7 protein-coding genes are annotated in these 14274 nt (G+C 68.0%); 5 read left to right on the top strand and 2 right to left on the bottom strand.

Features of this window, described 5'->3' with window-relative positions; genetic code table 11:
* Nucleotides 1–19: 19 nt before the first annotated feature.
* Together ABEA93_RS09710 and ABEA93_RS09705 are read right to left on the bottom strand one after the other, a co-directional pair.
* The gene (locus ABEA93_RS09710) at nt 20–199 is read right to left on the bottom strand and encodes a DUF397 domain-containing protein (RefSeq protein ID WP_345674971.1); all 180 of its coding nucleotides are present in this window, start codon (nt 197–199) and stop codon (nt 20–22) included.
* Nucleotides 196–1032, bottom strand: a complete 837-nt coding sequence (locus ABEA93_RS09705; protein WP_345674970.1) for a helix-turn-helix domain-containing protein — start codon at nt 1030–1032, stop codon at nt 196–198. Before ABEA93_RS09705 ends, ABEA93_RS09710 begins: the two co-directional genes overlap by 4 nt.
* 219 nt (nt 1033–1251) lie before the next feature.
* Between ABEA93_RS09705 and ABEA93_RS09700 the strand changes: the two genes are divergently transcribed.
* From ABEA93_RS09700 to ABEA93_RS09680, 5 genes are all read left to right on the top strand, one after another.
* Nucleotides 1252–2454: a GmrSD restriction endonuclease domain-containing protein gene (locus ABEA93_RS09700; protein WP_345674969.1), complete on the top strand. Its 1203-nt coding sequence runs from the start codon at nt 1252–1254 to the stop codon at nt 2452–2454.
* Nucleotides 2447–3691 (top strand): AAA family ATPase, encoded by a 1245-nt coding sequence (locus ABEA93_RS09695; RefSeq protein ID WP_345674968.1) that lies wholly within the window; start codon nt 2447–2449, stop codon nt 3689–3691. Before ABEA93_RS09700 ends, ABEA93_RS09695 begins: the two co-directional genes overlap by 8 nt.
* 49 nt (nt 3692–3740) lie before the next feature.
* Complete coding sequence (locus ABEA93_RS09690; RefSeq protein WP_345674967.1) at nt 3741–4661, top strand: hypothetical protein; 921 nt, start codon at nt 3741–3743, stop codon at nt 4659–4661.
* A 156-nt stretch (nt 4662–4817) separates the two neighbouring features.
* Nucleotides 4818–11621 (top strand): DEAD/DEAH box helicase, encoded by a 6804-nt coding sequence (locus ABEA93_RS09685; protein WP_345674966.1) that lies wholly within the window; start codon nt 4818–4820, stop codon nt 11619–11621.
* Nucleotides 11618–13870 carry a UvrD-helicase domain-containing protein gene (locus tag ABEA93_RS09680; RefSeq protein ID WP_345674965.1) on the top strand — a complete coding sequence of 751 codons (2253 nt, stop codon included), beginning with the start codon at nt 11618–11620 and terminating at the stop codon, nt 13868–13870. The genes ABEA93_RS09685 and ABEA93_RS09680 overlap by 4 nt, the downstream gene beginning before the upstream one ends.
* Nucleotides 13871–14274: the final 404 nt, after the last annotated feature.

Genomic DNA, 14274 nt, shown 5'->3' with positions numbered 1-14274 from the left:
GAGGTGTTCGCCGGGTTGGTCAGCGCCTGGTGGTCAGAAACGCGTCCCACTGTGCCTGGCGGAAGCCGAGTTCGGGGCTTCGTGTGACCTTCGAGTCCCGAACGTGGACGCGGCGGGTGTCGGCGGCGACTTCGACGCAGCTGTCTCCGTCGCTGCCGCTGTAGCTGGACTTGCGCCAGGCGAGCTTGGTCGTGCTCATAGGTCCCCTCGCATTCGCTCCAGCAGGCTCACGGTTTCCTCGGCGTTGAGAGCCTGTGAGCGCATGATTGCATAGCGTCGGGCCATGATGCTGACTTCGTCGGGGTCGGTGATCAAGGCGCTGCCGCGCTGGCCTTCGAAGTAGCCCAACCAGCGGTGGTCGGGTGCTTCGAGGAGCTGCATCGGGCCATCGTGGCCCGCGTGTTGGGGGCGTCGGAGCGGCATGATCTGAAGCTCGACATTGCGTAGTCGCGCGACCTCCAAGAGCCGGTCGATCTGCTCACCCGTCACCTGCGGACCGCCGGTCTGCCGCTCCAGCACTGCTTGTTCGATGATGAAGCTCAGGGAGATCAGCGGCTTGCGCGTCAAGATGCTCTGACGCGCCAGTCGTTCCGCGATGCGCTGCTCGACTTCCTCGTCCTCGAACACCGGTGGCACGCTCGTGATCACCGCCCGCGCGTACGCCTCGGTCTGCAACAAGCCCGGTACCACCCGGCACTCGTACGTGTACAGGCTGATCGCCCGGTCTTCCAGGTCGGCCCAGCGGTGGAACCACGTCGCGAGTCCCTTCCTCCGCTCCAGCGTTTCCGTCATCTCGGCCAGCACGTCGTGGGCGTCGAGCGCCGGCCCGGCCTTGGCGATGAAGTCGGGCTGCGCCATGCGCCGCCCCAACTCGATCGAGGCCACCGTGTCCGCCGAATAGTTGGTGATCGTCCCCAGCTCCGCACGGCTCATCCCGGCGCGCTTTCGGAACGCCCGTACCGCCGCGCCGAAAGCCCGCAGGCTGTCGGATGGCTCGGGTTCGCCGCCCCCCGGGCCGGTCGTCTTCGTCATGCCTCGCACCCCCAAATCGGATCGATCCGCACACCGGATCAAGCGTCCGCCTCGAACGAGCGTACGTCTACCCTCCGCGCACGTACGCTGACTTTCTGTACACGGCACAAGGTCCCGTCCTGGTGGCGCCACCCGGCCGGCGGTCGCCGGATAGGGTTTCCGGATCCACAGGGAGCGGGTAGTCACGCCCGACGGATCGGGGATGAAAGCCGAGGGGACATGGCGGGTCAGGACGAGAGCGCGTCGCAGCGGGTGAGCCAGGACGAGCTGTTCTTCGACCCGCAGGAGCTGGGGGCGGACGGCGCACCCACGGGAGTCGAGGCCGAGCAGGTGTCCGAGGACGCCGATCGGATCACCACCCCGTTCGACCCCGAGTCGATCAGCATCGAGACCCAGAGCACCACCGTCGATCTCCTGCTCTCCCGTCTCCGCGAAGGCATGATCGACCTGGCGCCCGACTTCCAACGGCGCGCCGGCATCTGGTCCGACGTCCAGCAGAGCCGACTGATCGAATCGCTGCTTCTGCGGATCCCCGTCGCATCCCTTTATATGGCGCAGCAGGCGAACGACGACTGGTCGGTGGTCGACGGTATCCAGCGGCTGACGTCCATCGCGAGGTTCGTGGAGCCGGACGTAGTCGGGATGACCCCTCTGACGCTACGGGGGCTGGACTATCTGGAGCAGTTCCACGGCAGGGGCTACCAAGACCTGACGGGCCGCCTCCGGATCCGGCTCCGCGAGACACAGCTCGTTGTTCACATCATCAAGCACGGCACGCCGGAGGCCGTGAAGTTCAACGTGTTCTCCCGGATCAACACCGGCGGCCTGCCGCTCACCCGGCAGGAGATCCGGCACGCGATGATTCCGGGACCCGCGCGCGGCGTCCTCGCCGAACTGGCGGAGTCGCCGGCGTTCGGGGACGCCACCTGCTACAGCGTATCCAGCGAACGCATGGCGGACCGTGAGATGGTCCTTCGCTTCCTGGCCTTCCGGTTGCAGCCGCCGGCCGACTACCGGACGTATGACTTCGACCAGTTCCTGGCCGACGCCATGCACCGCATCAATGGTCTGGCGGAAGCGCAGCGTGCGGAGTTGGAACGGGAGTTCCGCCAAGCCATGGGCAGCGCTGAGGCGATCTTCGGGGAGCAGGCGTTCCGCAAGCTCCGGCACGGCCAGATCCGCAAGTCGCCGATCAACAAGGCGTTGTTCGAGGCAGTGGCGGTGAATCTGGCGGAACTCGACCAGGCTGATCGCAACCGTCTGGTAGCCTCCCGCCACGAGGTCGTCGAGGGGTTCCGCGACCTCATGAACGACTGGGACTTCGAGCGTTCGATCTCTGTGGCGACTGGCGATCCGGCCAAGGTCCGGCGGCGGTTCGAGGAACTGCGGAAGCTGTATCGGGGGGTTCTGGAGCATGCTTGAGGCATTGCGGCTTGCCAACTTCAAGGCGTTCGACGACGTGGAGCTGCCCCTTGGCCCGCTGACGCTGCTCACCGGCCAAAACTCGTCGGGCAAGAGCACCGCACTTCAGGCGATGGCGCTGATCCAGCAGTCCTATACGGGCAACCAGCTCGACTACGAGGTGCGGGCGGCCGACCCGCAAAGCTATGGCGACGCGGCCGCGTGGGGGGCTCGGCTGGACACCGGAGGGGTTCCGACCAGCCTCGGCTTCCTCCTCAACGGCGAACTCGTCGAACTAGGCACCGGCGAGGACGTCCTATACGAGCGTGGTGTCCTGGATGCCGGTGAGGACGATCGGGTCGTCCGCATCGGACTGCGTGACCGCGCGGGGCTGGTGTACGAGTGGGGTGTCGACGGAAGCGTCGACCAGGACTTGCTGCCCCTGGTCGACTTGGGGGTGCCCGCACTGTCTGAAGGCACCGCTGCACCTGAAGGGCGTGCCGCCCTCTATCCCTCGTTCCTGGCCGAAGGATTCCAGTACCTGCACGCCGACCGTATCAGCCCGGCGACCAGCTACCCGCGTTCGCATCTCGTCGCGGTGGACCGGGGATTCCTCGGCACGCACGGCGAGCACACGGTCAACTATTTGCGGCACCACGCCGATTCGCAGGTGCCGGAAGGGCCGCTGAGGCACCCCCGGGCGGTCGGCTTCTCGCTGCTCGAACAGGTCCAGGAATGGCTGCGCGATCTGTGTCCGGGGGTCAACGTCGAGACCAGCGTCATCCAGGGCACTGACGATGTTCGGCTGTCGTACGGCTTCGGCGACAACACGGTCTTCAGTTCTACCCGCCGCCGTCGGCCTACCAACATGGGTTTCGGGCTCACCAACGCCCTGCCGGTCGTCGTCGCTTGCCTCACCGCGCGTCCCGGCTCGCTCGTCCTGATCGAGAACCCTGAGGCCCACCTGCACCCCCAGGGCCAGACGCGGATGGCAGCACTGGCGGCCGCGGCCGCCGCGCAGGGTGCGCAGCTGATCATCGAGACGCATAGCGACCACGTGGTCAACGGGGCCCGTCTCGCGGTCAAGCAGGGTGTGCTGTCCGGTGCGCAGACCGTTGTGCACTACTTCCGGGGCAACGAGACCGGCCGCGGTGTCGACGTCGCCAGCCCGCGCGTGGGCGATGACGGCAAGCTCGACCACTGGCCGGACGGGTTCTTCGACGAATTCGAGAACACTCTCGACCAACTGCTGGACTGACATGGCCGAGTGCCGTCCGGCGACATGAGTTGACGCGAACACCGGGGGAATGGTGCCGAAGCTCTTTCTGAACGAGCAGTCCTGCGAGACAGTATGCGACAAGGCTCTCGCGCGTGAAGCCATGACCGAGCTGATGCTTCTCGTCGTCGAAATGGCACAGCGCGACAAGCACGGCACTTGGTTGGCCTGCGAGTACCCGCTCAACGCGTTGATGATTGCTGAAGGGTATTCGTTCTCGGAGTGGCGAGGGCAGGTGGACCGCGATCTCCGGAATCGTTTCTTGAAGGTGCAGGACCGCGCGCCGTTGAGCGCGGTCTTCCCCGACGGCGAGACGTTCGCCGAGTACCAGTACTGGTACGGAGGCAAGGAAGCTCGGGGACTGGGAGCGGCGCACCTGATGAATGGTCTCGGCGTCAGCCTGCCGTTAGCCCAATGCTGGGAGTCCCCCATCATTGGTCTTGACTGCCGCCAGATGGTCGAGACCGAGTCGGGGGATCTGATATGCCTGCCGACAGCCGTCGATGTACGCCACGCGTCCCGTCGTACGCACATGGACCATCATCAGTCGTGGATCCAGGAGCAGTTGGATGCGCTGGTTCGGACAGGCGCCGACATCTGGGAGCATCGCGAGGCCTTGTACCCGCACCTCCAGTTCTTGCCGCGCGTGCAGGCCTTGCTCGAAGACCTGCAGCCCGTGTGGGTGCATCCCGCCGCGGAGTGCCTGAAGAGTCTGGACGCCTCCGCCGAAGCGTGGGATGTCACAAAGCCGTTTCCGGAGTGGAATTCCGAGGTCACCCCGGAAGGCGAGACACGCAAGCGCCTCTGCGTCTTCGAGGACCTCGACGGCGAGTCCCGGACGTTCGATCTGCACGCCAGATTCACGCCCCGGCCGGGGCGCGTCCATTTCCGCCTGATCCCCGGAGACCGGGCCATCCGCATCGCGCACGTCGGCCGCAAGCTCGGAGTCTGAGCGGCGTGTGCCGGTCAGGCCGCGTGCTCTTGAGATCCTTCCGGTGCCGGGTCCCGATACGGTAACCCCAGGTCGCGCCGTTGATCCGTCACGACCGCCGCGGGTCGTGCGCGGGTAGGCGCGGCGGCACGGGACGTCAGTGAAGGAGGGCCACGCGTGCGACCGACATTGGCCGCGCAGCAGGTGCAGGAGAGTTTGAGCCAGTACCTCTCCACCACGTACGCGTTGGCTGACGAGGGCACCCGCCGGGCTCTGGAGGAGTTCCTGACGGACCCATATGACGGCATCTTCCGCGGCCCCTACCTGCGGATTCGCACGCCGTTCCGGTCCGCGAGGACCGACGAGTGGCGGACCCACCTCGAATGGCAGCCTCCGCGGTGGCCGTACCGGCATCAGGAGCTGGCCTGGGAGCGCCTCAGCACCCTGAACGGGCCGGCGGAGCCGACACTGGTCACCACAGGCACCGGGTCGGGCAAGACCGAGTCGTTCCTCATCCCGATTCTCGACCACTGCCGTCGCGAGCGGGCGCGCGGGAAGGGCGGGGTCAAAGCGGTCCTGCTCTATCCGATGAACGCACTCGCCACCGACCAGGCGCATCGCATCAACGACTACCTGGTGGAGTGCGAAAGCGAGCTGGGTGATGTGTCGGCCGGGCTCTATATCGGCGACACCCCGTCTCGGGAGTTCACGGCCGCCAATCCGAAGGTCTCGGCCGACCGGGCCGAGATCCGCCGGGTTCGGCCTGACATCCTGATCACCAACTACAAGATGCTCGACCTGCTGGTCCAGCGCCCCGAGGACCGGGCGCTATGGCAGGACGGCAACCTTGCGTATGTGGTCTTGGACGAGTTCCACACGTACGACGGCGCTCAAGGCACCGACGTCGCGATGCTCATGCGCCGCCTTGGCGCCGCCTGTGGGCTGGCCCGTCCGGGCAGGCCGCTCGGGCCGGTGTGTCCGGTGGCCACCTCCGCGACGCTGGGTGAGAACGCTCCAGGTGAACAGCCGAGCGGCGGCGGGCGCGTGCTGGACGCGCCCGACATGCTCGAAGTCGCCGGCCAGGTGTTCGGCGTTGCGTTTCCGCCCGAGTCCGTGGTGCGGGAAGACCGGCACACAGTACGCGAGTTCACGGGGGAGAGCGACTTCCGGCTGCCGTTCCCCGATCCGCAGGAAGTCGTGCTCTGCGGAGATCCGACGCGCGACAGCGACGCCATCGACAGACTGGCGGTCGCCTTCACCGGGCAGGCATGCGAGACCCCCGAGCAACTCGGGTGGCTCCTGCGCCGCCACCGTATGACCGCTGCCGTCCTGGAGATCCTCGGCGGCGACCCATTGACGCTGACCAAGGTCGTCGAAGCGCTCCCGCGCTACGCCTACCACTGGGGTATGTCCGTCCAGCAGAGCCCGAAGACCGCCGTACAGGCTCTGGCCCGCTTCGTCGCGCTCCTGTCGGTGGCCCGGGACCCCGACGACCCGAACCGCCCGCTGTTGTCCATCGAGGTGCATCACTGGGTGCGGTCGGTGAACCGGGTGCTGCGTGGCGTCGGCCAATCGCGGCCCGAGTTCCGCTGGGACGACGAACGGATGGGCGAGCACGGCCGATTGGCCAGGCCTATTCGCCGCGACGGCGAACCGGTGGGCGATCGGCCGCCGAGGCGGGGCGCCGACGCCTGGGCGATCCCAGGGGACGACAGTGCGCCGCCGCCACCCGAGGTCTTCCTCCCGGCCGTCTACTGCCGTGAGTGCGGCAGGTCCGGGTGGGCCGCGCTCTCCGCCGAGACGGAGCCCGAGACGCTGGAGATGAACGCGCAGCGGATCCGCCGGGCCTCCACCAGCCGGGCCAAGCGCCGGGTCCGCAACATGATCGCGGCGACGGTGGAGGAGGCCCGCGCCCAGGCATTCGCCGACGACGGATTGCGAGGCGGGGCGTCGGTCGTCGTGCTGGACGGCGGGCGGGGCCGGCTTCGCCCCGTCAAACCCGTCGAGGACTTCGTCGACGCCCCGGCGGGGGCCGGACCACGGATCCCGAAGGCACTGACCGACGCGGCTTTCGTGCTGTGTGACGTCATGAGCGAGCGAGCCGCCGAGCGTGACCAATGCCCGGCGTGCCGGACGTTCAACTCCATCCGCTACCTGGGGACATCACTGGTCGCGCTCGCCTCGGCGGCCATCACCCAGTTGTTCACCGGCCGTGAACTGGACGAAAACGCCCGAGAAGACAAGACGCTTCTCTTCAACGACTCGGTGCAGGACGCGGCACACCGGGCGGGCTATGTCGCGAACCGCTCCTACACGTTCTCGCTGCGCGCGCTGCTCGCCGACCGGATTCCCGAGGAAGCGTCCGTGGCGCTCAACGAACTCGCGGCCGGCGTCATCGAGGAAGTGGTCGAAAGCCCCAAGGTGCGGGCCGCGGTCATCCCTCCCGACCTGCACGCGGTTCGTGGCATCGACACACTGCTCTCCGGCCGCAGCCGCGGATCCGGTCCCACCTGGGAACTCATCGCCGAGCGGCTGTCGTTCGCGACCGTCATGGAGTTCGGGCTGCGTTCCCGGCAGGGCCGCACCCTGGAACTCACCCGCACCGTCGCCGCGGATGTCCCGGTGGAGGACGAGTACGCGGTGTTGACCGCGGTCGGCGATGCCCTGCGCGCCACGCCCGGCACCATTGCTTTGCCGGACGGCTCGGCACCGGATGCACTGCGGCAACTCGCTTTCGTCCGCGGGCTGCTGGAACGGATGCGCATCCGCGGTGCGGTCAAACACGAATGGTTCGAGAACTGGCTGGCGGAAGCCGGCGTCCGCAGATGGCGCATTTGGGGAGGCCGGCCTGAGGGCATGCCGGCGTTCGGACCGGGGACCTCGGCGCCGGCGTTCGTGCTCGGTTCGCCGAAACACGGCAGCGACGACTTCGACCTGCTCACCGGGCGGCTCGGCTGGTACCAGGACTGGACGGTGCGCTGCCTCGGCCTGCCCCGTGACGCGGCCAACGACTTCCTCGCACGTCTGATGCCACGGCTGGCCGCGGACCAGGTCCTGGCAGCCCGTACGGCCGCGGACGGCGTCACGCGGATTTACGGACTCCTGCCCGGACACATCCACGTCCGAAAGCTGACAGACGAGCAGGTCGAACAGGCCGGTGCGCGCTGCCCGGTGTGCTCGTGGCAGCAGACGGTGCACCCCGACCACGCCGATATCTGGCACCGCATGCCGTGTCCTCGATACCGGTGCACAGGTCAGCTTCTGATGGACGAAGGCGCCTTTCGGGGACGCGATTTCACGCAGGATTACTACCGGACGATGTACCGCACGGCCGGGGTCTTCACGGTCAACACCGCCGAGCACACCGGAACCCTCACCCGATCCCAGCGTGAATCCGTAGAGCAGGCCTTCCGCGAGGGCGTGCACAACCATTACGCGAACCCGCAGGTGTTGTCGTGCACGCCGACCCTGGAACTGGGCATCGACATCGGCGACCTGTCCGCGATCGTGCTCGCTTCGATCCCGAAGGGGCCGGCGAACTACGCACAGCGAGTGGGAAGGGCCGGGCGCCGCACCGGGAACGCCTACCTGCTCACGATGGCGGACCGCAGCCCGCGTGACCGCTACTACCTCGAAGATCCCACGGAAATGATCGCCGGCGACATCCAGCCGCCCGGATGCCATCTGGGTGCCGTGGAGATCCTGCGTCGCCAGTACGTCGCCTATTTGCTCGACCTGGCCGCAGCCTGCCGGCTAGCCGCCGCCGAGGGAGAGCCGCCCGTCCTGGCGCTTCCGAGACTGGCGACCGCGCTGTTCGGCGAAGCGGGATGGCTGGCCGACTTCGAGGCGGCTGCGCTCGCCCAGGGAGAGCGCATCGCGCACGACTTCCTCGCCCTGTTCCCGGCCTACGACGCCCGGCGGAATCTGGGGGTGAGCCCGGAAGCCGCTGCGGCACTGAGGGCTTACGCAACGCACGGACTTGCCGAGGCGCTGCGGCGTGCGAACAAGACGTGGAACGAGCGGCGGCAGGAACTTGGCGACCGTGTGCGTGCCCTGGACGATGCGGCGCGCGCCATCGCGGCGCTCCCGGACCGGGTGGACGACTCGCGCCAGTTGCGGGCGGAGCGCCACGCGCTCGGCCGGCGTGCCCAGGAGATCGCCCGTGCTACGGCACACAGCGCACTGGTCGACCTGGGGCTGCTGCCCAACTACAGCCTGGTCGACGCGGCAACCGAACTGGAGGCCACACTCACCTGGCGGGAGCGTGAAGACGGGGATCGCCCCCACTACAACAGCAAGGTCCTGCGCTACGAGCGCTCTTCCCGGCTCGCGCTCCAGGACATGGCACCGGGCGCGTACTTCTACGTTCAGGGCTACAAGCACAAGATCACCGGCTTGGACGTCGGCAACCGCAAGCGCCCTGCATGGGGCATGTGGCGGCTGTGTCCCGGATGCGGTTATGTGCGTACCGAAGGAGCCGTCGACGACACGTCGCCCTGCCCGCGCTGCCATGGCAGCGCGATCGGCGACGTGGGGTGTCTCTACGCGGTGCTGGAGCCGCGCCGCGTGTACGCGCGGGACAAACGGGACGACGCGCGCGTGCGCGACGACATCGACGAACGCGAACGCGACAACTATGCGATGGTCACCGCCGTGGACATCGCGGCGGATGCCGTCGAGTCGTCTTGGCGCCACGAGAACGTCACCTTCGGATGGGACTTCACTCGGCGGGCCACCGTGCGGCACATCAACGCCGGCGTGGTGCGCGGGGACGGCCCCGCACGCCCGGTCGCCGGGCTCGACGTCCAGGTGAACCCGTTCTGGGTCTGCGCCGCGTGCGGATACGCGAGTCCGGACGGCGGTCCGGTGCAGGGCGCGCCTGGCCCGCTCGGAAAGTCCGAGAACTACCACCGGCCTTGGTGTCCGCGCCGCGGCGTCTTCGGCGGGCGCGACGACCTGCGGCTGCTCCTGGCACATCAGTTGCACACCGAAGCGGTGCGAATCCTCGTGCCGGCCGTGACCGCCTACACCGACGAGCGGATGGCGTCGTTCAAGGCCGCGTTGCTCGCCGGCATCGCCCGGAGCTACGGTGGCGACCCCGACCATCTGCGCATCGAACCCGCCTACATGCCGGACGGTGCGCCGGGCGAGGGCGGCTGTCGCAACTATCTGGTTGTGTATGATCGTCTGCCCGGTGGCACCGGCTACCTGCACCGCCTGGCGAGTCCCGAAGGCATGCGCGAAGTTCTTTCGCGTTCCCGCGAGTTGATCGCCTCGTGCCGTTGCGCCGCCGCCGCCGACGAAGCACGCCCCGCCTGCCACCTTTGTCTGCTGCGCTATGTGGCGGACGACGAATACCGCCTGGTCTCGCGTGACCAAGCGCTGGACATCATCGCCGAACTCCTGGGAGATGAAGGCGAAGCCTGGAAGGTCGGAAACGTCAACTCGACGTCCGAGATCTCCCTCACCCCGCAGATCGAAAGCGAACTCGAAGCACGTTTCCTCGCGGGACTGCTCGACTGGGCCGGCCGCCCCGATGTGGACGCCAGTGCGCGGACCGCGCAGACGCCTGATGGCGTGCGGACGATAGAGCTGCGGCTGACCGCGCCGGACGGGGCAGTGACCCGCTGGTCGGTGCAGACTCAAGTGGATCTCGGTCACACACGACCCGATCTGGTCATGACTCGGCTGGACGCCGCTCCGACGCGCGTGGCGGTGTATCTCGACGGGTTCCGCTACCACGCCACGAGTCAGCACAACCGCATGGCCCTGGACGCGGCCACCCGGACCCGGCTGCGTGCCGACGGCTGGCAGGTCTTCCAGCTCACTTGGGACGACGTCGAAGCGTGGACACGGCGCAACCTCCCGGCCGACCCGGTCTGGGTGCCGTACCAGAACGCGGCACAGCGCACCGCGATGGACATCCACCGGCGCGTTCACCACGGAGACAGCCGGGACCTGCCCCGTTACGTGTGGGCAAACCCCGTGGAGACGCTGCTTGGCTACCTGACCCGACCCGAGCCCGAACTGTGGCTGCGCCTGACGCAAAGCGCGCTGGCCGCGTTCGCGTCCGTGGCGGCGACCAGCCGAGCATTGGCAACGGGATCCGAGGTCGCCGACCGGGTCGGCGAGGCGCTGCGCGGTTCGCGACTCGCCGGCGGTCGAGGCCGGGTGCAAGTGATGGCGACTCAGGACGCCTCGGGGTGCCCGCTGACCATCGTCCTTGATCTCACGCATGGCCAGCAGAAGGCGGTGTGGAGCGCACTGACCGTCCTCGACGACGGCCCCGACGCCATCGAGATCGACGGCGACCGGCACAACAGGCGTTGGAGAGCGTGGCTCTACTGGACGAACCTTCTGCAGTTCCTGAACGAGGGCGACGGCGACGGTGTTCAGTTGACGGTGAGCCAGTTGGCCGGATTCGACGTCGGGCACCTGTGCGCCGCCGGCGGCGCGGGCTGGCTGTCATCGCGGTCGGGCAAGCCGCTGCCGAGCCCGAAAACCGGTGAGGTGGAGGCAGGCGTCGCCGCCGAGCCGGCGTCGGACGAATTCGGCGGCCGAGAGCCACAGCGCGACCCGGGATGGGACGAAGTCCTGGAGTACCTCGAAGCTGATCCGGGGCTTCCCGAACTCGCCGAGGCGCTGGCCGCCTCCGGAGTGCCGGCACCACATGCGGGCTACGAGCTGGGTGGCGCGGCGTGGCCCGCCGAACTGGCCTGGCCGGATGCCCGCATCGCCGTCGTGCTTGCCGCCCGGCCGTCCACGGACGGAACGCCGGACCACGACGTGGAGGAACGCGACCGCGCATACGCCGCCGCGGGCTGGACCACGCGGACCGCTCAGGAATGGACGGCGGCCGAGATCAGGAGGCTTCTCGACCTCACCGCCCGTGGTCCATCGGACGAGCAGGGACATGACGACCTCCAGGACGACCGCTACGCCGGGCCTGAATCGAACAGCGAGGAGCAGACAGGCGCATGACCACCCCGCCGACACCTGCCGCGCGCGTCGTGCTGCGCGTTCCCGAGAAAGCGGACGGCGAAATCGCCCGGCTCGACCGTGCGGTCATCGGCGCGGTGTATCAGTTCCAGCGGGAGTTCCGCCGGGACCCCTGGGGCAATGGGCTGCGTCTGAAGCCGCTCAAAGGCGACAGTCGCCTGTGGTCCGCCCGGGTGAACCGGGACTACCGTGCGCTCCTCCTCAAGCTCGGCGAAGCCGACTGGATGCTCGTGGCGGTCAAGCCTCGCAGCGGCGGGTACGAGAACCTGGACCGCTACGCGTACGGCATCAACCAGGTCACCGGCGACATCGAGTACGTCGACCTCGATGTGGTCACGGACAGCGTCTTCCGGCGCGCCGCGGCAAGCGGTGTGCCGATTGCGTCGGGTACCACGCCGCAACAGCCGGAGGATGCGCTCTTCGCCGCCTATTCTTCCGCGCAGCTGGCCGAGCTGGGCGTGGCCGAGCCGCTGATCCCGATCATCCTGAAGCTGACGACCGACGACGAGCTGCTCGGGCTCGTCGAATACGCGCCGTCACACACCGCCGAGGTCCTTCTCAGGCTGCGTGACGGCGTGCCGTTCGACGACGTCATGGAGCAGGTCACCGCGCCTGTCGTACCCGAGGAAGCAGTCGACACAGACGACTGGCATGCTGCCGCCGACCGGTCGCGGGCCATCGTCATCACTGACGATGAGGCACTTCAACAGATCTTGGAGGAGGGGGATTTCGGGCACTGGAAGCGATTCCTCCACCCCACGCAGCGCAAGCTGGTGACCCGGGCATATTCGGGCCCCGCCCGAGTCAGCGGTGGACCCGGTACGGGAAAGACCATCGTCGCGCTGCACCGCGTCAAGCATTTGGTCGACAATCTGCCGCCAGGCCGGAACCGCCCGATCCTGCTCACCACGTTCAACCGGAATCTGGCGGCGGATCTGCGGACCAGGCTCGTAGCGCTCGGCGGTCCGGAGACATCGGCGCGGGTCGACATCGTCAACATCGACCAACTGGCGACCAAGGTGGTCCGCGAAGCCGATACCGGTACCGTGAAACGCCGAATCAACGACAAGTCGGCGCTCGGCGAGTGGCGGACTTTCCTGGTGGAGGCGGACGAGGACCGCTGGGAAGCGGAGTTCTTGCACGACGAATGGAACCAGGTGATCCTCGGCCAGGCCGTGCACACCAGATCCGAGTATTTCCGGGCGCGCAGAGCCGGCCGCGGGCGCAGCCTTGCCCGCGCGGACCGGGCCGAAATCTGGGCCCTGGTGGAGCGGTTCACGCAGCGACTGGATCGCCTCGGCGTCGAGACGCACGCGCAGATCGCGGAGCGGGCGGCCATGCTGGAGACGGAACGCAAGGCGAAGATCGACCGAAGGCAACAGCAGCTTGAGGCACCCGGCCCTGCGAACATCCATACGGAATCCGGGTCCGGCGCCTGGCTCCGGTACCGGTACAGGCACATCGTCGTCGACGAGGCCCAGGACATGAGCGCGGCCCACTGGAAGCTCATGCGCGCCATGGTGCCCGCGGCCCCGAACGACCTGTTCCTCGTCGGCGATACGCACCAGCGGATCTACGACCATCAGGTGACCTTGGGAAGTCTGGGGGTGAACATCCGAGGCCGCTCCTCCCGCCTGACACTGAGCTACCGCACGACTCGGGAAATCCTCCAGTGGGCCCAGGGGGTGGTGGACGGCGTGCGTTACGACGACTTGGACGGCGGTGTAGACGACATCAAGGGGTACCGATCCGTGCTGCATGGGGAGTTGCCGATCCGGCGAGGCCTGGCGACACAGGCGCAGGAACGTGATGCCGTGGCCGATCAGATCGAGGCGTGGAGCGACGTCCGCCGAGCGGACATCGCCGTGTGCGTCCCGACCAATGAGATGGCCGCGGCGGTAGCCCAGCGCCTAATGGAACGCGGAATCCCTGCCACGGAGATCACCCGCGACGGTCCGACCGGCGATGAGGGGGTACACATCGGCACGATGTACCGGTTCAAGGGACTGGAGTACCGCCGCATGATCGTTGCCGGAGTCTCCGAGGGCTTGGTGCCCCGGGCGGCCGTCGACGTCTGGGCCGGACGAGATGCCGCGCGGCACGCCCGGGAACTGCTCCGGGCGCGATCGCTGCTGTTCGTCGCCGCCACCAGAGCACGTGATGCACTGGCGGTGTTCTGGCATGGCGAGCCGAGCCGGTTCCTGCGACACGATCCGGCGTGCGCACCCTGACGGGATCACGATGTATCTATTCATCGCCGAACGGCTGATCCGCAAACGCAAGGCGGCGTAGGGCCAAAGAACGGACCAATCGGCGCACTAGGGAGTCCGCCAGTCGATCGCCCGCGCCAGCCGCGCGGGCTGGTCGATCCGGATCCTTCCCGAGCCCTTGGTGCGCACGCTGCACGCGGGCGTCGCGACCTCCCCGCCCTGGCGGCTGTACTACCAGAGCCGCAACCATCTCGCGATGGCCCTCGAACACCGCTCGGTCCCCGAGGTCTGGCACAGGACCGTCTGCCAGGCCAAGTTCACCGCCGTCACGCTGGCCCGCCAAGACCGCCCGCACGGGCGCCCGAGCCATCGGAGTGTGGTACGCGCTGCCGGGGAGAATGGGTCGGACGGTGTTGCCGGACTGC

This window comes from Yinghuangia aomiensis, from assembly GCF_039542225.1.
Lineage (GTDB): Bacteria > Actinomycetota > Actinomycetes > Streptomycetales > Streptomycetaceae > Yinghuangia > Yinghuangia aomiensis.
This window is presented reverse-complemented; position numbering and strand designations above follow the sequence as displayed.